This is a genomic window from Micromonospora sp. CNZ296, from assembly GCF_007827635.1.
Genome location: NZ_VISW01000012.1, coordinates 1 through 21697, shown reverse-complemented (window position 1 = coordinate 21697; position 21697 = coordinate 1). Strand labels below are relative to the sequence as shown.

Genomic DNA, 21697 nt, shown 5'->3' with positions numbered 1-21697 from the left:
ACAAAATCGGGGTACGGTCGGTGGCATGGGCATCCACCGACTCAACCACGCCGTCCTCTACGTCAGTGACCTGGAGCGCAGCGTCGCCTTCTACAGCGACGTGCTGGGCTTCCGCCGGGTCCCGATGACGCCCGAGGGCTTCCGCGGCGCCGCCTTCCTCCAGGCGCCCGACTCCACCAACGACCACGACCTCGGGCTGTTCGAGATCGGGGCGGCGGCCGGGGCGTCCCAGGCCGGCCGGGCCACCGTCGGGCTCTACCACCTGGCCTGGGAGCTGGACACGCTCGACGAGCTGGGCGCCACCGCCGAGCGCCTCTCCGCCGCCGGAGCGCTGGTCGGCGCGTCCGACCACGGCACCACCAAGAGCCTCTACGGCCGCGACCCGGACGGCCTGGAGTTCGAGATCGTCTGGATCGTCCCGGCCGACCTGCTCGACGACGCCGCGCTCGCCGCGCGTACCCGCATCGGGCGGCTCGACCTCGACCGCGAGCGGCAGCGCTACGGCGGGCAGACGCGCGGCGGCGTGGGCATCTCCGTCCCGGTCTGAGCGGGGTTCACGGCCGGACCCGCCGCGCCGTGCGGTAGAAACGGCACCATGTCCACCGACGCCGTCCTGCGCGAGCTGCTCGTCCGCCGGCTCGACCACTGGCTCCCCGCCGCGCTGCACCGGGCGCGGCGGGCCACGCTCGCGCTCGCGTACGCCGGAGGTGACGCCACCGGCGCCGAGGAGGCGTTGCGGGTGGTGGCCGAGTTCGCCGACCGGCTGCGCGGGCGGCGGCTGACCGTGCTGGTGGTGGCCGACGACGGCACCGACCTGCCGGTACGCCTCGGCGCCGCCGAGGCCGCGCTGCCCGCCGACGTCGCCGTGCACCTCGTGCCGGGCGGCCCGGACCGGCTGCCGGTGGCGCTCAAGGCGGCCGGTGCGGCAGGTGCGCCGCTGCTCACAGTGGCCGACGGCGCCGACCCGGACCCGGCCCTGCTCGCCGCCGCCGCGTCCGGGCGCCCGGCCGAACTGCTGCTCGTCACCGCGCCCGGCCGGTCGCTGCGCCCGGCGCTCACCGACGCCGGGTTCCCGCTCGTCACCGAGGTCGAGCTGGTGCCCGACGGGGACGGCCCGGCGCGGCTGCTCGGCTACGGCACCGGCTCCGACCACGGGCTGGAGGCGGTCAAGGAGGCGCTCTGGGCGGTCGACGAGTACGCCGGCGTGCGCTACCGCGACCCGGCCGACCCGCAGGGCCGGCTGCTCGACATCTCGCTCGACCCCGAGCCCGGTCCGCTGCGCCGGGAACTGCTGGCCGAGCTGGCCCGCTCCGGCCCGCGTACGGTCACCGAGCTGCGCCGCTTCGCCACCACCTCGACCGTCTACCGGGCCGCCGACGTCAACCGGGCGCTGACCTCGCTGCTCGCCTCGGCCGCGGTGACCCGCGACCCGGAGCACGGCCGGCTCGGCGGGGACGTGTCGATCAGCGCCGTGCCGACCGCTGGGTCATCTGCTTGACCACTATCGACGCCCCGGTGGCGACCACACCGATGCTGAACACCATCTGCGCGCACACCGCCACCCGGGCGATCTGACCCTGGGCGTGCACGTCGCCGTAGCCGACTGTGGTGAGCGTCGCGAGTGCGAAGTAGAGCGCGTCGACGCGGGTCCGCAGGCCGACGAACTCCCCGGGCCGGGTGTTCGCGACCACGTAGTCGCCGAGCGCGAAGACCAGCAGCCCGGCGATCAGCGCGACCGCGAGCCGGGTGAGCGCCCGGTCCTCGTCCCGGCCGGTCGGCTGGTCCCGGACGAGCTGGCGGCGGACCTGGCCGGTGACCAGGAACGCGATCACCCCCACCAGGACCGCCGTGCCGATCGAGCGCAGGGCCAGCCGCAGGCCGTTCGGATCGGCCTCGACCGGCACCAGGAAGTAGCCGACCAGCATGAGGGCGCAGGCCGCGACGGCCCGCCGTCGCAACCGCCGCAGGGACACGTCCGCCATGCGGCGATTCTCCGGTCACCGGGACGCCGTGGTCGGCGGAACCGCGAACCCGGCCGGTACGACGATCGGGGCGCCGGCGTTGTCGCCGGCGCCCCGATCCACGTCCGGGTGGTCAGGCCCGGGTCTTGTCCTGCTTCCAGGACAGCGGCCCCGGAAGGTCCACGCGGTGGGCGCGGGTGTTCGAGTTCCAGGACCAGCGGCCGATCTTGATGCTCCACGACGAGAAGCCGTTCTGGGTGAAGTGGAGGATCAGCGGTCCGTACTTCTTGCGCTTGCGGAACTGGACGCCCATCGGGGGTGCCTCCTTCGTCTCCCTGCCTCTGCGATCTGGAACATGCCCGGATCGACGATTCGTGAAACCATGCCCGGTCCGCTCTGGACGGTGGGACCGTCACCCGGCAAAATCTCTATCCAACGGGTAGGTGTTAAGGAGTCGTAAATGCTGGTGGTGGCGGGTAGTAACAATGCCAGCGACGAAAGTCTCACTCTTTGGAAGGACGTTGACCGGCGCGGAGAGCGGTCGGCAGCATGAGTGCTGGTCGCCCCGCATCGCATCCCTCATCCGGGGGTATCGGGAGAGAACACCGTGCCGCCGCTGCTACCCCTGGACTGGAGGCTCTCGTGGACCGGTTGCACTCACCGTCGCGCCGACAGCTGGTGGCGTCGTGACCACCGTGGACCGGCCCGGCGCCGCCACCGTCGAGCTGCGCCCGGTCGACGTCGACTCGTTCCGCGGCCTGCTGCGCCGCCAGGCGTCCACGGTCACCGTCGTCACCACACCGGGCCTGCGCGGCAACCGGATGCGGCCGGACCTGCCGCCGGCCGGCTTCACCGCCACCTCGTTCACGTCGGTGTCGCTCGACCCGCCGCTGGTCTCGGTCTGCCTGGGCCGCGCGTCGTCGAGCTGGCCCACAGTCGAGCAGGCCGAACACGTCGCGGTGCACCTGCTCGCCTCCGGCCAGCAGGAGATCGCGCAGATCTTTGCCACCAGCGGCATCGACAGGTTCACCGCCCACCCGGGCTGGACCATCGGGCCGTTCGGCGTGCCGCTGATCGGCGACGCGCTGGCAGTGCTGCTGTGCCGGGTCGTGCGCCGGATCGAGGCGGGCGACCACACCATCCTGCTCGGCGAGCCGCTCGCGCTCGGCGCGGGTGAGGACGGCGACCCGCTGCTGCACCACCGGGGCGGCTACACCACCACGCTCGGCGACTGGCCCGAGGCGTGGTGACCGCCGCCGCCGACGACCTGATCGCGCTCGACCGGGCCGCCCAGGACCTGCTGTTCCGGGCCGCCCGCACCGCCAACGCGTTCACCGACGAGCCGGTCGCCGACGAGCAGGTCCGCGCCGTCCACGACCTGATCCGGTACGGCCCGACAGCGATGAACGCCCAGCCGCTGCGGGTGCTGCTGCTGCGCTCCGCCGAGGCACGGGCGCGGCTGCTGCCGTACGTCAGCGCCGGCAACCGGGACAAGACGGCGACCGCGCCGCTGACCGCTGTGCTCGCCGCCGACGTGGACTGGCACGACCGGCTGCCCGAACTGTTCCCGCACCGCCCCGGCGCCCGCGACTGGTTCACCGGCGACCCGGCCGGCCGGGAGGCGCAGGCCCGGTTCAACGCCGCGCTCCAGATCGGCTACCTGCTGGTCGGCGTACGCGCCGCCGGGCTGGCCGCCGGACCGATGGCCGGATTCGACGCCGCAGGCGTGGAACGCGAGTTCTTCCCCGGCGGGCGGCACCGGGTGCTGCTGCTGATGAACATCGGCCGCCCGGCGCCGGACGCCTGGCGGGAACGGCTGCCGCGCCTGCCCTACGAGGAGGTCGTCGGCACGCTGTGAATCAGCGCGGCTCCCACGCGTCCGGCTGCGCGGTCAGCTTGCGCACGTGAGCCGGCAGCCGGCCGCTGACCAGCTCGTCCAGGCTCACCTCGTCGACCACCCGGCGCACCGACGCGCGTACCGCCACCCAGAGGCGGGGCAGATTCTCCGCCGCCCCCTCGTACCGGGTCTCCTCGGGGCGCAGCCCGCGTACCCCCGCGAGCGGACCGTCGACGGCGCGCAACACGTGCCCGATGGTGATCTCCCGCGGCGGCCGGGCCAGCGTGTAGCCGCCCTCGGCGCCGCGCTGGGCCCGGACGACCCCGGCCCGGCGCAGGTCGGCCAGCACCGCTTCGAGGAACTTGCGCGGCATGTCCTGCTCCGCCGCGATGGCCTGGGTGGACAGCAGGGTGGGGTACGCGGTGGCCAGGCTCAGGGCTGCCCGGACCGCGTAGTCGCCGCGCGCGGAGATCTGCACAGTGCCATCATGCCTGGCCGCCCGGCACGGGGGAGTCGGCGGGCGGCCGGGGTCGCACCAGACGGACGGCCAGCGGGCGCTCGCGCTCGGCCCGGAACGTCCCCGGGCTCACCCCGACCTCCCGGGTGAAGAAGCGGCCGAAGTTCGTCGGCTCGGGAAAACCCAGCTCCCGGCCGATCGCGGCGATCGACTCGTCGGTGGCGGCGAGCAGCCGGCACGCCTGCAACGCCACCCGCTCGTCGATCACCTGCTTGGCGCTGCGGCCGGTCACCGCCAGGCAGGCCCGGGTCAGGGTACGCACCGAGCAGCCGATCTGGGCGGCGTAGTCCTCCACCCGGCGGGTGTGCCGGTAGCCGCGTTCCACCTCGCGGCACAGCCGCCGGAACGTCTCCGTCTCAGCCCGGGGCGTCGCGCCGTCGCCCGGGTGCGGCAGCAGGCTCAGCCGCAGCAGCAGCACGGCGAGCTGGTGGCGCAGCAGCGCCGCGGCGGCCGGTACCAGCGCGTGCCGGTCGGCGTCCACGGCGAGCTGGCTCACCTCGCTGATCACCGCGTCCTCGTCCTCGCCGGCGAGCTGACGGTGGGCGGGCACCGCGTCCGGGTCGACGTCGAGGCCGCGCAGCGCGTCCGGCCGCCAGCTCACCACAGTCGCGTCGAGCTGGGCGCCGACGAACCGCAGCGCCTGGCCGGGATGCGCGCGCAGCAGCGTGCCCGGACGGCAGGGGACGGGCCGGAAGTCCAGCTCGGCGGTGCCGTGGCCGTGAGTGACCAGGATCAGCAGATCGCGGTCGAGCAGGACCGGGCGGGGCCAGCCGGGCTCGGCGGCGAGGTCGCCGAGCACACCGGTGACGATCTCGTCGGTGCCGGGGCGGAACTCCGGCAGGCCGGTGCGGGTGGCCGGGGAGGGCTGACCGGTAGTGACCATCATCCCGACGGTAACCGGCCCGCGCGCACGTTGCATCTCGACGGTTTCACCCGCTCGGGCCGCTCTTGTCGGCAGCCGAGCCGGACGGTTAGGTTACCGATCGGTAAGACCCGGGCCGGCGTGCGCTCCGCACCCGGCCACGCGGCCCCGGCCGACCGGCCCGCGGCCGGAAGACGGCGATGGGATGGGCATGACGGATCTGTTCTCGGTCGACGGCAAGACGGTCCTGGTCACAGGCGGCTCACGCGGGATCGGGCTGATGATCGCGCGGGGCTTCGTCCGGGCCGGCGCCCGGGTGATCATCTCCTCGCGCAAGGCGGAGGTGTGCGAGTCGGTCGCCAAGGAACTGTCCGCCGAGGGCCACTGCGAGGCGATCCCCGCCGACCTGGGCAGCGACGCCGGCGCGCTGGCGCTCGCCGAGGCCGTGCGGGAGCGCCACGACCGGCTCCACGTGCTGGTCAACAACGCGGGCGCCACCTGGGGTGCGCCGCTGGAGGAGTACCCGGAGGGCGCCTTCGACAAGCTCTGGGCGGTGAACGTCAAGGCCGTCTTCCGGCTCACCACCGCGCTGCTGCCGCAACTGCGCGCCGCAGCAGGCGCCGACGACCCGGCCCGCGTGATCAACATCGGGTCGATCGACGGCATCCGGGTGCCGTGGATGGAGGTGTACGCGTATTCGGCCACCAAGGCGGCGGTGCACATGCTCACCCGTGGCCTCGCCCACCAGCTCGCCGGCGAGCAGATCACCGTCAACGCGATCGCGCCCGGACCGTTCGAGAGCAAGATGATGGCGTTCGCGCTGGACGACCCGGACTCGCGCGCGGCCATCGAGCAGCAGGTGCCGCTGGGCCGGATCGGCCGCCCCGAGGACATGGCGGGCACCGCGATCTACCTGGCGTCGCGGGCGGGCGCATACCTGACCGGAGCGGTCATCCCGGTCGACGGCGGGATCACCACGCGCGGCTGAGGGCGTACCCCCGGGTCGGAGACGGCCCGGGGCCGCGCGGACTCGGCAGATCCGCGCGGCCCCGGGTGTCGCCGTGTCAGCGACCGGCCAGCAGCCGGTTCACCGCGGTGTCGACGTCCAGGTGCTCGGCCTCGCGGCCGCGCGGGACGACGACGTAGGTCCGGCGCAGGAAGCGCACCAGCACGCTGCGCGGAACCTCGAACAGGGCGTTGCCGTCCGGCGACGACAGCGCCAGCGCGACGAAGTCGCCGCGCGGGGTGGCCCACGGCCAGACCCGCACATCACCGATGCCGGCCGGCTCGTCGAGCCCGGTGACCAGCAGTTCGCGAGCGAACGACCAGCTCACCGCCTCGCCGCCGGCGGACTCGGCATGGAACAGGACATGGACCGCATACGGGTCAGCAGGGTCGTAACGCAGACTGGCACGCACCGGCAAGGCGGTGGCGTCAGGCGCGACGAGCCTTAGCGACGTCTCGACCTCTACGGTCGTCGGTCGGATGACACTCATGGACGTTCTCCCCCCGGCACCGCTGCGGAACGCGCGTGTCCCGCTTTTCCCATACTCAGGTGCTGCTCCTGGCTACGCTCCGCCATACGCTGACTTCACCCAGTGGTGGGAAGGGGTTCCGAAAGCCCCCGGGACCGCGTGGCCCCGCGTAGAATTTCGGGTTCCGCCCACTCCGTCGTTCCGCCCGGCAACGGGTGGTTCAGTCGTCGACTTACTCCGGTAACGTCCAGTCGTGAGCAGGGGTGACGGTCCCGCGCGACACTGGGGGTGGAAATGGTCACGAGGGGCTCCTCGGTGACGTCGCGGACCACGGCCGAATCGCCGAAAGGTGCGGCCCGAGCAGCCGAAAGTCGGGGGTACGAGGTGCCGGTGGAAGGGCGGTCGCAAGGCGCTCTCATGGAGCAGCGCCGGCGGCGACGGGGCTGGCGCGGACGCCTGCACACCACGCTCGACCTCATCCGCGCCAACCCCACCGGTCGCGTCGCCCTGAAGATCTTCATCGGCATCCTCGGCGCCATCGTCGTCACAGTCGGTGTCGCGCTGATCCCGCTGCCCGGGCCCGGCTGGCTGCTGGTCATCGCCGGCCTCGGCGTCTGGGCGGTCGAGTTCCACTGGGCGCGACGGCTGCTCGCGTTCACCCGCCGGCACGTCAACTCCTGGACGCGCTGGGTGAAGATGCGGTCACTGGGTGTGCGGTTCGTGCTCGGCGCGGTCGGGCTCGCGTTCGTGTCGGTGGTGGTGTGGCTGTCGCTCAAGTACAGCTTCGGCATCGACGTGGTGGCGGAGGCGCTGCACTACCTCGCGACGCACTGAGGGCCGGTTTTTGGTCCGGGCGGGTGATCGGGTAGAGTCATGCGCGCTGAGGGCGATTAGCTCAGCGGGAGAGCGCTTCGTTCACACCGAAGAGGTCACTGGTTCGATCCCAGTATCGCCCACCATGAATATAGGCAGGTAGGAAGCCCGTAGCCGGAATCACCGGTAACGGGCTTCTCCGCTGTCGCCCCTTAAATTGGGAGCAGATTGGGAGCAGGGGCCTGGCGAGGCAGTGAGGGCCGTCCGTGTCTCCTGAAGATCGCTCGTCGGTGGGAGCGCCCGGCGGCGGGTGTTCTCGTCGCGCGTCTGCGTCTGCGACTGTCTGCTGTCTGCTGTCTGCTGTCTGCTGTCTGCTGTCTGCTGTCTGCTGTCTGCTGTCTGCTGTCTGCTGTCTGCTGTCTGGCCAGTTCCTCATCGTACGGCTGGGTCACTTCGGAAGCCATGGCCGAGTTCTTGGCCGTGCTGTTGGCGGCTCCGACGCAAGCGGCTGCCGCTCTTTCCTGGCACCGTGGAGCGCCAGCCGCTTGGTCGTAAAACTAGAGGGAAAGGATCTCCTCGGGCCGGCGTGAGGTGACGGCCTCCTCGTAGCCACTCGCAAGCTCGCTGAGGAATGTGTTCAGGTTGCCTCCGTGGCTGTCGCTGGCCATGCGGCGTACCTCCTCGGCGAGCCGGCGTCCGTCGATCAGCACGATGGGATACTGGTCATCCATCATCTCTTCTTGGGCGTTTCGGCTGTAGTCGCTGATGGTTACATAGGCTCCAATCCAACCGCGGCGCAGTCGTGCAACCACGCGGGCTAGCTCTTCGGCGCTCACGGACTTGTCGAGACGGCATTTGGCTTGTCCGAGGACGACGAGCGAGGTAATGGCATCTTCGCTGCCTACGTCTAGCCGCCCAACGAAGTCCACCCCCCTGTCTCCGCTTCCCCGTGTTAGCCAGCCCTCGTGATAGACGGCTCCCTGGCCGCGGAAGACACGGGCGGCGACCCGGGCAGCCAGCAGTTCGAAGCGATGCTGCCGGCCTTGGTAGAACTCGTAGATGCGTCGGAGGATCTGTGCCTCGACGCTGCCCGCCTCAGGCCGCTGGTCAGACTTGGAGCGCACTCTCGACGTCGCGACCCGACGACGGAGGCGAGGCAGGATCGGATCGCCGTGCTCGACCCAGCGTCGCCAAGAGCGGGGCGCGTGCCGGTGTGTCTCCTGTAGGGACAGCCCTGGGTCGCGCCTGTCGTCAATCCAGCGCCAGTCGATCGCTTCTGCTTCTTCTGCCAGACTGAGCACCGTCAGGTCGAAAGCGTAGTTGGCGAAGCTTTGGCCGGTGGACGGGTCGCGTTGGACGACGTGTTCCAGTCGGTCGAGCACGGCGACGCCGCAGAATTCGATGTACCCCTTCAGGGCGCGACCCACGGAGACGGAACGGAATAGCAGCAGGGGCGGGGCGGCAGCACGGGTCTCGGGCGTGCTGCCTCGATGCTGCGGCCACGCCTCCAAGAGCGCCTTGTTTCCCGTCGTGCTTCCCAGAGGGCCGTCGGTGCTGACCTTGTGGTCGCCGAAGTAGCGAACATGCCCGTGGTCTAGGTCAAAGACGTCGTGCCACGGCGTGTCTTCACCGCCGGCCTTCCATGGACTAGACCGCAGCGCGATGACGGGGCGCCGCTGTCGCCCCTGAGCGCCGATCGATCGCACCGGGTTGATCCCGCTCTCCAGTAGGACACGCGTCCCGATCGGTCCGGTCGACAGGTAATGCAGGTTCGGGTAGCCATCGGCGATAGGCAGATCGATAGCTACGCGCCCGTACCTGAGCACCGCGTTCATTCGCATCAGGCGGGGGAGAGACGTGATCACGCCATGTATTCTGCCGCGTGTTACGTGGCCGAGGAACAACGGGCTCGCGTCCCCGACAGCTCCTGGCCAGCAGTCGGATCGCCGTAATCAATGGCAGTTCCGGGTCCTCAGCTAACTTGAGCTTCAACCCGCTGGGCGGCGGCATCGACCCCGGCTGATCATGAGGACAGCCCTTGATCGATCATTCCTCTTGTCGAGGGGAGAAGATCGCAAACCAAGGGCTGTCCGGTGATCAGTGTGCACGATGCCAGGACCCGGCCCGGTTCAGCGCCTTGGTGGCTTGCTGGTCCACCAGTCCTCTTACCTGATCCAGGACGTCGTCGAGCAGGCCGCGGACGTCCCCGCCGCCGAGGACGAGCTGACGGTCCAGCAGCCGGTTGGCGGTCTCGCATGATGTCTCGCTGACGAGCGCGCATCCGTGGCAGGCGGACAGGTTCAGCTGGGATACGCCTTGCCGGTCGCTTTCGATGCATACGGGGTCGTTCGAGCAAACGTCCGCGTCCCCGAGAGCCGCCAGCAACAGCGGAAGGATCCGATCGGGTTCGCCGAGGCGAACGAGGCCGCCGAGTGTGCCCTGTGCGTCGCCGGCGGCCGTGTAGATGAGGATGCCAGCGGTGTGATCGGGACGATCGGTGTTGGCGTAGATGCGTTCCTGGAGGGAGGCGGAGGAGTAGCCGCTGGCGAAGGCGAGCCGTCGGATCAGCAGGTGCGCGATGGTGTGCAGCGCTATGTATCGCGGCTCCGGGACGTCGAGTCGGTCCGCCCAGGGGCTGCTTTCGCGCCGATCGATCAGGATCCTCGCGCGGGCTTGCACTTCGGGTCGGCTCTCCCATGCGGCGATGCGGGCCTCGTCGAAGCGGAGGAAGATTCCTTCACCGAACATCTCGACGGCGGGAAACACCGGTCTTCTCTTGCGGTCTGGGCCGAGGTCCGCGCTGATGAAGTCGGCTTGGGCCGTGTGGCGTCTGAAGCCTTTGAGCGCGCGTACCTCGCGTACGCGCCGAACCTGGCCGACGGCTACCAGCCCGTCAGTGAGGGCGGGGGGCCATGCGCTATCAGATCGGATCCTCCAGCCGTCGACGATGAAGTCGCCGCCGCTGTGGTCTCTTCCGTTGTCGAGCTTTTTCAGGAACGCGGCCCATTCGCCGTCCTTCAGCTCCAGGAGCGGGGCGTCGTCGGGCTCGTCGTCACCCGCGGCCAGTCGCAGCACGTCGTCCTTCGAGACGCCGAGCTCGTCGGCGATCCAACCGGCCACCATGTCCGCCTGCGGGCCGCCATTGTCCGCGACGACCTTCTCGAAGTAGACGTGGCTGCGGATCTCGTCCTTCTTGCCAATGAATTGCGGTACCTCCTCAGGTATATCGAGCGCCGAGAGCCGCTCCGCCATGTAGTTACCGGTGGCGCCGCGCTGGACGGCCTTAAGGTGGTGCTCGCACGGGTCTCCGGTGTTCTCGTTCTCCCATGGTTGCTTGCCGTCGCATCGGAGGCCGTCGCGGTGTAACGAGTCCTTCCCTGTCAGATCGGACAGGGCGCGGTCTCGTTTGCAGCCGTTGCAGACGACGCGGAGTGATGTCAGGCCTTCGCCGTGACGCGAAGAGCGGACGAACCGGAGTTCCTTGTAGGCGCGGCAGTGCCGCACTGCCTCGGTCATGCCGGCGTCGTGCCCACGGTGCGCCCACTTGAACCAGTGGATGTCTTGCAGGTGGCTGCCCTGCTCGCAGACCGCGACGTACCGCATCGGTACGAGGGTGCCGCCGCAGTCACACTTGTTGGTCCAGCGGCCCTTGTGCTTGCCGGTGAGCATGGACAGCTTCGTGCAACGCTCGCAGAACCGCCATTCGGGGAACCGGAAGTACAGCAGACTCGCCGTCTCCTTGGCCGCTCGTCCGGCGTGTGCCGGTGGCTGCCGCAGGACAGCCCCATGCAGTTTCGCCGAGAGGCGCTCGCAGCTGATCTTGGGAGCGCGTTTGCGGTCCCACCAGGAGGTGTCGGGTGCGATCAGGGACTCACCGCGCACGTCGACGACTGCGCCCACGCCGAAGGGGCTGATCGTCTCGGACAGCCGTAGGTCATGCACGATGGGTTCCATACCGCACCTCCTCCATCGGCTCGCGTACATGGACGGCGACGTTCGGTTCGACCGAGCGCATCGAGTCGGCGACCAGCCAGCCCTCGCCGCTCTGCTCAAACCGTCTGAGAAGGGCCGGCTCGTCCGCCTTGCCACGTTCGTATCGCAAACTCGTGCCTTCTTCTCGCGCGGATCTGGCGCGGCGGTCCCAATCACGCAGCAGCCGCCACAGCTCCTCTTCGGTCTCGTCGGCCTCGAGGCGATCCGATCGGCTGACAAGAGAGACGAAGGTGTCAACCAGGTGTTCGATCGTGTGGCACATGTCCTCGTCGTCGAGGTCGAGGCGAGATGCCGCGTCGTTGGCTGCCAGAGCCTTGATGGAGTGCCGTAGGAGCGCCACCAGGGCGCCACGTATGGAGCGAGCACGAGAGGCCAGCGACCAGGGTGTCACGCTCGTCGGTTCGACGTTGCGATAGAGGGCTTCGTGGTAGCCGCGGAACGTCTCGAAATGCGATCGGTCGCGTGCCCGGTTCGACCGGAACAACGTCGTGACTATGCCGTTGTTGCGGCCACGACCGACGCGGCTGGTGGCCTGGATGTATTCGGCGGTGGTCTTCGGTTGGCCGACCATCAGCATCAGCGCGAGGCGAGGGATGTCGATACCCACCGACAACATGTTGGATGACAGCACGACGTCGACGGCCTGATCGGTCTTGTCGATGCTCTGCGCGAGTTCCCGCAGGTCGTTGGGAAGCTCCTCCGGTCCGCGGCGACTGGTCAGTTCGAGAACGCGGTCGGCGCGCACCCGCCGGAACGGCAGCTTCAAACGGTCGGCCCGTGGTTCGAGTCGTCCGTTGACGTCGTCGACGATCAGGGTTCCCGTGCGGCCGAGCTCGCGCAGGCTGTTGTGATACATCACTGCGGTCCAGTAGGAGTCGCGCGTCGCGCCCGTGTCCTGCCTTTGGGCGAGGACCTCCGGAATCTCGATCAGCGGAGCGGCCGTGGAGATGACTGCGGACACCTGAGACAGCGACTGCGGCATGAGACCGACGTAGAGGCGCCCTTCACCGCTCTCAACCGGTTTGGAGAAGAAGGTCTGATCCCCGTCGAGGCCTGCCGGTGGGTAGAGGGCGACGGCACGCCCGTACAGTCCCTGCACCTGTTCCTGTGACGCGCGGATGGTCGCGGTCGATGCGATGACCTTTGGTGGCGTGCCGGATCTGCTCAGCAGCATCTGGATGACGGCGTCGAAGACGGCAACCGTGGTACCGAGTGGTCCCGACAGCAAGTGCAGCTCGTCCTGGATGATCATCGACGGCTGCCGGAACGGTGTGTCCAGGCCGAGCAGTGTTCCAGCGTTGGGTCGGAACTGCAGGCGTGCGAACTTGTCGACGGTGGCGAGCAGGATGGTGGGCGGTTCGTCGTAGAGGACCTCGTCGACGACGGCGACGGGGAGCTCGTCGTGGAACGGACAGCTCCCATCGGTGCAGTGGATGACGACGTCCCTGCCGACGAGCCGCATCCCGTACAGGGTCTTGTCCGCGGACTGTTTCCTCGGCACCAGCGCGGCGCCACACCACGGGCAGCCCTCGACCTGAAAGCTGTTCGCCTCCTCCGGCCGTGCGGCCTTGTGCAATCGGTTGAGTGCGGCCTTCGCATCGGTCCTCGTGCCCGGTGTCACCTCGTTACCCACCCACAGGCCGATGGAGAAGCGGGCCATGCCCTTAGCTCGGCCGCCGTCACGGCGCAGCAGTTCCATCGCGCAGATCAGCGACGCCGCCCGTTGGAACTGCTGGGCGGTGAGCAGCCGCAGCGTGTAGCGGGTGATCACCGCGGTGCCGCCTCCTGCGACACCGTGCGCGAGCCGTCGACGGAAGATCTCGATCGCTGCCAAGCCCAGGTATGCCTCCGTCTTGCCTCCGCCGGTGGGGAACCAGATCAAGTCGACCACTTCCCGGTCGTCGTGGGTTTCGTCCACGGTCGATGCCAGAGCCACCAGCAGAAAGCCGAGTTGAAACGGGCGCCATTGCGGCTCGCTCGGATCTCTGTCGTCACGCAGCGCCGTCTGACGCATTTGTAGTCGCATGGCCGCCATGCCGAGCGAGAAGGCCGTTCTCAGCGTCTCCTGCCGGGCGTCGCGGAGCAGGTCGACACCGGCCCGCATCCGGTGAAGAGCCGCGCGGGCGCGGTCGGTGATCGCTCGTGCGACGTGGGCGTCCGCGCCGAACGCGCTCGTAGAGTTCTCCTGCTGCTGGACCCATACCTCGAATGCGGTGACGAAGGCGTCGAGCGACGGTAGGACCTCGTCGGGGTGTGTGTCGATCCGTGCGAGATGGTCGAGACCCAGAGCCTCGGCCTCCGCGGTCCCCGCTGCGAACCCGGTCGTCGCGACTGCGGGCACCACGAACGCGGGCACGGCCTCGAGGCGGACCGCCGTACAGCCGTTCCCGGACAAGTCCCAGTCCGCGGCCATTCCGTGTCCGACGGCGTAAACCTTCTTGTCCCTGAACCGCAGCCGTAGCTCCGCCGCCTCACTGTCAAGGCTGACCGCGGTCGACCCCCGATACTCCAAGATCCGACCGTCGACCGCGGGTTCGACCCTGAGCGCCACCTGGAACAGCATCGATTCGATGTCGAGCCGGTCGTTCCCGGTGGACTGCTTGCGTATCCGAACGTGCACCGTCACCAGATGAGCGTCGCCGTACCGGCGCCACCGGGACCCGACCTCAATCGGAACCTCGCCCGCCTGAAGCTCGTGCAGTGGCCTTTGAGGGCCGAGTTCGATCGCGTCGAGTCGGAACGGCTTGCGCTGCCAACGCGGGGGCCCGTCACCGGTGACGGGCTGATAGGTGCCACCGGACAGATCACAGGTCACAGCGGACCGGTCGGTGACGAAAGAGATCGCAACCGAGGACGGCCGCCATTCCTCGGCGAGCGGCACACCGGCGCCGTCCTCCTCCACGTCTCCGGCGGGCACATCCGATTCGAGCGGCGCGCCGAACGGCGGTTGATCCGCGACCGGCGCCGCCGAGGCGATCGGGAACAGCATCCCGACGGCGTACTGCCGGTCGGGCCGGTTGGTGAGGATCTCCTCCTCACCGGAGTCCGGACCGACGTATGCGTGGCGTAGATGCGTCAGTGCCGCGTCTTGTGCCTTGGTCAGGGTCACTTCTTCACCAAACGCTGTCGGACCAATTGTTGGAGGCGCCGCCGGTCGTCCTTGGTCACCAATATGTCCAGCGAGACACGCGCCCGGGTCACTGCCACGTAGAAGGCGGCGGTGCCCGCATCGTCGAAGGACTCGGGCAGGTCGCACAGCACGACGCTCTCCGCCTCGAGGCCCTTGGCGTACCGAGGGCTCGTCAGAGTGAAGCCTTGCGGCGTCACGGTCGGCGCCGCCGTGGAATCGGTCTTGATGATCCAGATGTCCTTGCGTCGGACACCGTCGGCCACCAGTTGTTCCGCCACGGTCTCGGCGGCGGCGACAGCGGCCGCACCGTCAGAGGTGTGCCACCGGACCTTCTCGCCGTGGACGATGCCTGGATCGCCGACATCCGCGCCGAGGTATTCCTGAACCATGTGCACGATTGCTTGCGTGTTCCGGACGTTGAGTTCGAGGTCGACCGAGAGGGCCTCGGAGGCGACGAGCTCGAACACGTCGTCGTCGAAGCCGCCGTCGACGTGTGACTGGTTGTTCGAGTCGAGGAACATCCGCCAACGGCCGCGGTCGCGTCCGCCGACGACGACCGCGTCGAGCCGGTCCATCATCTCGGCATCCATCAGATCCTGTGCCTCGTCGATGAAGACGACGTCGTACACCTGGTCGGACGTCAGTTGCACGAATGGCAGGACCGCGATGTCACGGCTGGCGACGTGCGGCGCGAAGAATTGCAGCAGCTCCGGCGAGTGGAAGGTGATCAGCACGGATCGGCCTTCACCGGACTCCTGCTTCGCGGCCTCGACCAGCACCAGGGATTTACCCGTGCCGGCACCACCGAACACCATGACCCGGGGGTTGCGGGCCAACGCGGCCAACACCCGTGCCTGGCCGGCGGTGGCACGGTTCTGCTCCTCGATGACCGCACCCCGCTGCGCGTCGATCACCGGCATCCTGGTGAACTCGCCGAACAGACGTGTACGCAGATCATCGGCACGGGCGATCCGTTGGCCAGCGGGTGGCCTGCGGGCGGCACCTGTGATCGTGTCGAGAGCCTGAGTCAACCCCTCGACCGTCATTTCGTCCTTGGCCAACCAGTGGCTCGGCTGCCACTCCACCGAGTGTGGCGGTGTATCGATGTCCGGGGTGATGACAACGGCCTCATGCGCGAACCAACCGACTCCCTCCTCCCGCAGGATGTCGCGCAGGGCGTACATCGCCGACTGCGCCTGCTCCATCGGCGAGCTCGACAGCTTGTGCCAGTCGTTGCGGCGGTCGACGCTGTACCAGACGCCGTCGTGCCTCCTGACCCCACCGCCTTTGACCTCGACGACGATCAAGCATTTCTTCCACAGCACGACGAAGTCCGCCTCGGCCTGCTGCTTGTAGGCGTGCGAGCGCAACTTCACGGAGTAGAAGGCGACTGCGTCCAGATCACCGGTCGCCTCTCGTAGTAGGCGCGCCACCCGACGTTCGGCGTCGCTCTCGGCGTTCTTGACGATGTCGGTCAGGTCGGGAACGAGGATCACGGCTGATGCTCCTGCCAGAGAGCCTCGTACTCGCGGTATCCAAGCATCTCGGTGAGATCACCGAAGTTGTCTGCCATGTCCACGATGAGGCACTCTTCCTTCCCGCCGTTCTTTGGTCCCCGCAGACCGCGCCCGGCCATCTGGATGTAGGCGTTGGGACTGAACGTCGGACGCGCGATGTACAGCGCTCGGACCCCGGGGGCGTCGAAACCCTGAATCAGAAGGTCGCAGTTGGCGAGAACTCTGATCTGACCGTTCTTGAACTTCTCGATGATGTCGCGGCGCTCCTGCCTACCGGTCTGCCCGCTAACGGCCGCAGCGGTGACGTCGCGATACCGCAGGGTCGCCGCTAGCACCTGTGCTGAAAGGACGTTCGGGGTGAATACCAGTACCGGCCAATCCGGGTCCAGGCTCAGAATGTGATCGACGAGTACCGACATGCGGGCCTGGTCCCGGCCGATGCGATCCATGACGGACTGCTTGAGCCTGCGCAGGCTCGTGGCGTCCTTGCGCTCGTCCGGCTGCAGATCGACGTGGATGCCCGGCAGTACGCGGTGTCGGACCCGCGCCAGCACACCGAGTTCGGCGAGCCTGCGGTAGGCGTTGTCCTGCTCGAACGCCTCGAGTTTGCGGCCACCGAAACGACTCACGAGCGCCTTGGTGGCGGACTCGGAGGCGCCCTTAAACGGTGTCGCGGAGAGTCCGACCAACGGGCGTTCCCAGCCACGGCCGGCCACGCCCAGCCAGTTCAGAATCCGGGTGTACCGCTCGGATCCACCGGCCCGGTGCCCCTCGTCAATGATCACGGCGGAGGCCTGCCTCAGCCAGTCGTAGTCGGGGTCACGGATAACGCCGACGTCGAGTTCGGCGTCGGTGGCGACGATGAAGCTGAACTCCGTGTCCGGCTCGTGAACGTCGTTGCCCTCCCATAGGCGTCCGATTGTCAGTGGACGCTCGTCCCCCAGGCCCCGCCAGACCAGGCTGGTCGTCTGCACCGCCTGCTCGCAGAGCTCCTGCGACTGCGCGATCCACAGGACGGGACCCTGGAGGCGGCCCTCCATGAACAGGCGCAGCACGGTCTCCGTCGCGACGCGCGTTTTTCCTGCCCCGGTCGGGAGTTCCACCATCGCCTTGAGGTGACGACCGCTCGCCTCCCGCAGCGTGAGGACGTCGCGGAGTTGGGCGCTGATCTTTTTTTGGAAGGGGTGCAGTTCGTTGAGCTTCACCGCACCGGGGACGACGAACTCCTGGGGTTGACGTTGATTCCGGCGTCCCGCGTACTCGGGACCGAACCCCATCTTGCGCAACCAGGAGATCGTGGTAGAACGGCCCGCCCACTCGGTCGGTACGTCGGTGAAGCCCTCCCGTCGGAAGTTCTCCGCGAGCTGTTTGATGGAGTCCGAGCCGTAGACCGTCAGGAACAGCTCGGCGACGGAGGTTTCGTCGTGGATCAATTCCTGAGCCTCGAGTGCCTGCCACAAGCCGGTCGGCAACGCCTCCTGCAGGTCGTCCGGACCGAAGTAGATGTCGAGCCGTTCGGCGTCGTCCCGGGCGGCCTTGGCACGCTGACGCAGCTCTTCGAGTTTGTGATTTAGACCGGTCTTGAGGACCTGCTCACGTTCGGCGCTGGTCAAGCGCAGGTCGAACGCGTCGTTGACGAACGAGAGCAGCCGCGGCTGATCGGCATCACTGCGAGCAGTGAGATTCAACCCGTCGAGATGCCAGTCCAGAGCCTGGTCCTCGACGCCGTCTTCCGTGGTCACCCTCTTGATGATCTGGACTGCTCGGGTCAGAGTCGCGTTTTCGACCTTCCTCGCTACGGTCGTCGTGCGCAATCCAGTGAAGACGTCGACGATCGGCACCGCGTCCTGCTCGCCCTCGACCATGATCGAGAAGGCGAAGCTGTCTTCGAACCGGCGACATCCGACCACCTCTACCAATTCCGAGGTCTGCTCGGGCCGAGCGCGAAGGTAGGGACGCTGACGCGAGGAGAGGAACGCCTCCTGCTCGTCCGACGTCGCGAGGTACACCGCACCGGGGGGCCTTGACTCGGTTCGGCGTCCGATCTTGGCGGGGATCGTCGGGGCATGCGCACCGGGATAGGCGATCCGTGACACGGCGAGGGTGAAGTCGACGAGCACGTCGTCGGAGATGCCCGGCGGGAACAGCGGCTCGGCGAGCGCCTTCTTCAGTACAGGACCGGGCACCGTCGCGAGTTCATTCGGCAGTTCCAGCGTGTCGGCGACCTGTGACGGTCCCCGGAACAGCGGAAGCAGTCTCTCGTAACGGACCAGTGACGGCGCGGCGACCTCGCAGGGCGGCAGGTAGCCACGGGTCGTGTGGACGAGTCCAGCGTTGTCTGCCGCCCATCGCACGGGCGAGTGCACGGTGTAGGTGACGCCCGAGTCGACGTCCTCGCACGTCCAGGTGAGATCCCCGGCCTGCAGCAGCGCGGTGGTCCAGTGCGCACGCAGTTGGGCCGAGGCGCTGGCGTCTCGCAGGACGAACAGCATGGAGAACGGTCCCGGCCCGGCGCCGTGGAGCAGTTCGACACGTTCGACAGGACGCTCACCCGGACCCTGTAACGCGTTGACCTGCTCCAACAACCATCCGAGGTAGTCCTCCAGGCGCGATTCGTCCTCGACGGGGTAGCTCTTTACCGGATCACGGACGACGCCGAGAGCATGGGCCGCCTGTGGCAGACAGCGCTTGCGGTCCAACGCCCTGACGCCCGGCACGTCGGACACGTCGACATCGACGTCGATCACCTGGCTCGCCCATGCCCAAGCTCCGTCACGCGTCGGCACCTTGACCGTGTCCGAGTGACCTTCGAGAGTCTTCACCGCGACGTTGACGGGCAGTGCGGTCACGGAATCCCAGAGCTCCGTGTACTCCCGATCGCCGGCGGTCGCAGGGAGCTGCGCGATACGCGCGGTGAGAATGGCCAGAGGGTCGAGGTCTCGGAACCCCGCCTGCCGCAGCAGTGCCTCAACGCCGGGTTGGGAGAGGAAGCCAGGGAGGACGAAGACGGACCTCTCGAATTCGAGGCCCTCCTCCCGGCGCAGGAAGACCGCCGTGCTGTCGTTCAGCGCTCGCAGGCCGCCGGTGGTCGGGATCACTTTGGCGTTCTCGACGCCTTCGATGTTGCGCTGCTTGCATACGAACCTGAAGGCGTTGGCAGCCGACACTGGATCGGCCCCCTCCGCCCACTCCCGCAGCCAAGATAGGATCCCACGCTTCGGCATGGCCGCCAACGTCCGCTTCATGTCGTTCTCGGTGGCGTCCAGCTGATTGCCGTGCGCGGCCGCGAACAGCTGGCGCAGACGTGTGATCCGCTGCTGCAAGCTGTAGCACTTCCAGTGCGGAACGTCGGATCCAGTGTTCGGAGAGATGATCCATGCCTCGTGAACAGTCTCGGAGACGCCGATCGTGAAGTCCAAGGGCTTCAGGGTCTCGGCCCGAGTCAAGCGTCCCGACGCGTCAGGAACGAGTTCCCGTCCAATCGACTTGTGAGGGACCTGCCTGCAGAGGACCTCGTCACCGAACGAGAGCTCTTCCTGACCCCGTGCGGGCAGATAATCAAGATGCGCGGCCGGATCCTCCACCGTGCGCACGCGTGTCACCATCTGCACGAACATTTCCGCAAGCGTTACGAGCATCTCGCGGTTGTAATCGTTTCGGAGCAACGTCGTCCGGTCGTCGTTCACGCTCCACGGCGCGTTGAACAGGGCGGAGGCCGACGTCTTGTCCTTCAGCGGGAAGTAGGACCAGAATTGGCCAATCTGATACCGTCTGCCGCGCCTCTTAGGGATCGCGACGGTAACTTTGACCTCCGATCGCGAGACCGCCTCGCCGACCTGGCGTCGAGCTTCCGCGGACGGCGCATGCATCCGGTCCTCGACGTACCACTCCTCGTACTCGCCGCCGGAGCGCTCGATCTTGAAGAGGCCGTCACCGAGGTTACGGGAGGTGTGAGTCGCCTCGAAATGATCGGCACCGAGGATCCGGAGGCGCACCTCCCTGACGGCCCCGACAAACAGAAGGAAGTGCGACGAGAACTCTATGATCTCCTTGCGAAGGCGAGGAATGCTCGACACGTTGGGAAGCTTGACGATGGTGGCGGCCCACTCGGCCAAGCCGCGGAGCACAGGATCGTGGCCGAACGCTGCCATCGCGTCGATCGTGGTGGCTGTACGCAGCGCAGGGTAACGCTTCGCACCGGAGCCGACTTCAGCGATGGCGGAGCGCGCTTCAGGCGAGTTGAACTCGAACGACACGGAACGGCTGAAGACCTGCGGCGTGTTCGAAACCGCCAAGACGGACTTGAACCCAAGGCCGAATCGCCCGATCTCGTCCCCACGTTTGCCGCTCAAGTGGGCATGCGTGATGGCGGTGAGCCCTCTCTTGGAGAACGGGCGTCCGCCGTTAGCGCAATAGAGGGCACCCCCTACCGAATCCAGGACGATCTCGACCCGGCCCGTATTCTCGTCCGAGTCGGTGTTCCCCGCCATGGCATCTGCGGCGTTCTGGACGAGTTCGAGGAGAGTCCGATTGGCGTATCCGCCGACTCGGATAGACTCCTCGTGATTGGCGTGCTCCGTCAGTAAGTCTGGCTTGACCCGGTAGGACTCGATAGTGCTGTCAAACAGGGTCTTCACTTCCTGCGCCAGCGCTGGTTCAGGCGCCCAAAGCTGCTCGATCACGATTGACTAGCACTCCCCAGGCTGTGGTGCCACCCGCACCCACTCAGACCGGTGGTATCCGCTTTCACGCCCGCACCCAACGTGGTGACGAAGCCAACCGACCGGTGAACGCGCGGATTGAGGACAGTGCGCACGATGGCTTCACCCCGTTCTTACAGCCAAAGCATGGTATCCGACCGCAAGAGGTTAATCGTTGCGATAGTGAGCAGCACTTCAGCCGTTCGGCTGATCTTTCTGGACCATGGTTATACTTATCGCCACAATAGCGGCGATGCGGACAATTCTCCTACGTGTCATTGCTCGGTGATGATTTGACCCGACAGTCTTGTCGATGGCTCATTGAGGTTCTGCTTCGGTTGAGAGTCATCTGCGATTAAAGAATTCTGCGTTTGATGCAGTGTCTCCAGGAATAGTGCCCGATCGAATGGCACCTCTAGGTAGCCTGGGTTGCCGGTCCGGTGGCGTCTGCTCGGCAGGACGCGAAAGCCGCGAACCGGCGACGACAATATCGTCGAGGACTGCGTACTCCTGTAAAACTGTCCACCGGAGCAGCGGAAACGTGAGCGCAGTGAATGAGTGCCGTCGCCTGCTGCGCGGCTCCTCGTGGCTGATTGTCGTGCCGAAGGAACTCGCCGCGCAGATCGGGAGCCAGCGGCCCCAGGCACGACAGAAGCCTTCTGTCGGATCGATGAGTCACCCGGGGGTGCGCTGCGGCTGCATGCTACTGAGCGCTTCGAGGACTACCGCGCCTTACCGCGAGACTTCCCGCCACCAGGAACGATGTATTGGTGGTTCGCCCGGCGGCGTGATGATCAGGTTGCGTCCACGGGAGTGGTGTACGACTTGCCCGTGATGGGCGTGTTGCGTAGATGAGAGACGGCCATCGCGTCGATCCTTCAAGACGACCAAG

The 21697-nt window shown here is 67.8% G+C and carries 16 protein-coding genes and 1 tRNA gene; 7 read left to right on the top strand and 10 right to left on the bottom strand.

What is annotated here, in order from left to right; translation table 11 throughout:
- Nucleotides 1-25 precede the first annotated feature (25 nt).
- Nucleotides 26-547 carry a VOC family protein gene (locus FB455_RS20200; RefSeq protein WP_013284919.1) on the top strand — a complete coding sequence of 174 codons (522 nt, stop codon included), beginning with the start codon at nt 26-28 and terminating at the stop codon, nt 545-547.
- A gap of 48 nt (nt 548-595) precedes the next feature.
- Nucleotides 596-1498, top strand: a complete 903-nt coding sequence (locus FB455_RS20195) for a hypothetical protein (RefSeq protein WP_145754580.1) — start codon at nt 596-598, stop codon at nt 1496-1498.
- Here FB455_RS20195 and FB455_RS20190 read toward each other — a convergent pair.
- Nucleotides 1464-1982, bottom strand: a complete 519-nt coding sequence (locus FB455_RS20190) for a potassium channel family protein (protein ID WP_145754577.1) — start codon at nt 1980-1982, stop codon at nt 1464-1466. The two genes, FB455_RS20195 and FB455_RS20190, sit on opposite strands and share 35 nt — an antisense overlap.
- Before the next feature lie 112 nt (nt 1983-2094).
- The gene (locus FB455_RS20185; protein WP_013284922.1) at nt 2095-2274 is read right to left on the bottom strand and encodes a DUF4236 domain-containing protein; all 180 of its coding nucleotides are present in this window, start codon (nt 2272-2274) and stop codon (nt 2095-2097) included.
- Nucleotides 2275-2647: 373 nt separating this feature from the next.
- On the opposite strand from FB455_RS20185, the gene FB455_RS20180 reads away from it, so the two are divergent.
- Nucleotides 2648-3211 (top strand): flavin reductase family protein, encoded by a 564-nt coding sequence (locus tag FB455_RS20180; RefSeq protein WP_013284923.1) that lies wholly within the window; start codon nt 2648-2650, stop codon nt 3209-3211.
- Complete coding sequence (locus FB455_RS20175; protein WP_013284924.1) at nt 3208-3819, top strand: malonic semialdehyde reductase; 612 nt, start codon at nt 3208-3210, stop codon at nt 3817-3819. Before FB455_RS20180 ends, FB455_RS20175 begins: the two co-directional genes overlap by 4 nt.
- Nucleotide 3820: 1 nt before the next feature.
- Here FB455_RS20175 and FB455_RS20170 read toward each other — a convergent pair whose 3' ends face one another.
- Entirely contained in the window at nt 3821-4276 is a 456-nt protein-coding gene (locus tag FB455_RS20170; RefSeq protein WP_013284925.1) for an RrF2 family transcriptional regulator, read from the bottom strand.
- A 7-nt stretch (nt 4277-4283) separates the two neighbouring features.
- Nucleotides 4284-5201, bottom strand: coding sequence for a helix-turn-helix transcriptional regulator (locus tag FB455_RS20165; RefSeq protein WP_013284926.1), 918 nt, complete (start codon nt 5199-5201; stop codon nt 4284-4286).
- A gap of 187 nt (nt 5202-5388) precedes the next feature.
- Between FB455_RS20165 and FB455_RS20160 the strand changes: the two genes are divergently transcribed.
- Nucleotides 5389-6165, top strand: a complete 777-nt coding sequence (locus FB455_RS20160; protein WP_030275212.1) for a glucose 1-dehydrogenase — start codon at nt 5389-5391, stop codon at nt 6163-6165.
- A gap of 76 nt (nt 6166-6241) precedes the next feature.
- Here the strand turns inward: FB455_RS20160 and FB455_RS20155 are convergent, their stop codons facing one another.
- The gene (locus FB455_RS20155) at nt 6242-6673 is read right to left on the bottom strand and encodes an SsgA family sporulation/cell division regulator (protein WP_007457244.1); all 432 of its coding nucleotides are present in this window, start codon (nt 6671-6673) and stop codon (nt 6242-6244) included.
- Between the two features lie 273 nt (nt 6674-6946).
- Between FB455_RS20155 and FB455_RS20150 the strand changes: the two genes are divergently transcribed.
- Entirely contained in the window at nt 6947-7486 is a 540-nt protein-coding gene (locus FB455_RS20150; protein ID WP_174361703.1) for a TIGR02611 family protein, read from the top strand.
- Between the two features lie 50 nt (nt 7487-7536).
- Nucleotides 7537-7611, top strand: a tRNA-Val gene (locus FB455_RS20145).
- Nucleotides 7612-8022: 411 nt separating this feature from the next.
- Here FB455_RS20145 and FB455_RS20135 read toward each other — a convergent pair.
- The 5 genes from FB455_RS20135 to FB455_RS20115 all read right to left on the bottom strand — a co-directional run bounded on the left by FB455_RS20135 (nt 8023) and on the right by FB455_RS20115 (nt 20787).
- Entirely contained in the window at nt 8023-9330 is a 1308-nt protein-coding gene (locus tag FB455_RS20135) for a restriction endonuclease (RefSeq protein WP_205413695.1), read from the bottom strand.
- A 232-nt stretch (nt 9331-9562) separates the two neighbouring features.
- A complete protein-coding gene (drmB, locus tag FB455_RS20130; protein ID WP_013284930.1) occupies nt 9563-11419 on the bottom strand; it encodes a DUF1998 domain-containing protein in 1857 nt (618 codons plus the stop codon).
- The gene (locus tag FB455_RS20125; protein ID WP_013284931.1) at nt 11400-14567 is read right to left on the bottom strand and encodes a helicase-related protein; all 3168 of its coding nucleotides are present in this window, start codon (nt 14565-14567) and stop codon (nt 11400-11402) included. The genes drmB and FB455_RS20125 overlap by 20 nt, the downstream gene beginning before the upstream one ends.
- On the bottom strand, nt 14564-16084 hold the full coding sequence (locus FB455_RS20120; protein ID WP_013284932.1) for a nuclease-related domain-containing DEAD/DEAH box helicase: 1521 nt from the start codon (nt 16082-16084) through the stop codon (nt 14564-14566). The genes FB455_RS20125 and FB455_RS20120 overlap by 4 nt, the downstream gene beginning before the upstream one ends.
- Nucleotides 16081-20787 carry a DEAD/DEAH box helicase gene (locus FB455_RS20115; RefSeq protein ID WP_013284933.1) on the bottom strand — a complete coding sequence of 1569 codons (4707 nt, stop codon included), beginning with the start codon at nt 20785-20787 and terminating at the stop codon, nt 16081-16083. The genes FB455_RS20120 and FB455_RS20115 overlap by 4 nt, the downstream gene beginning before the upstream one ends.
- Nucleotides 20788-21697: the final 910 nt, after the last annotated feature.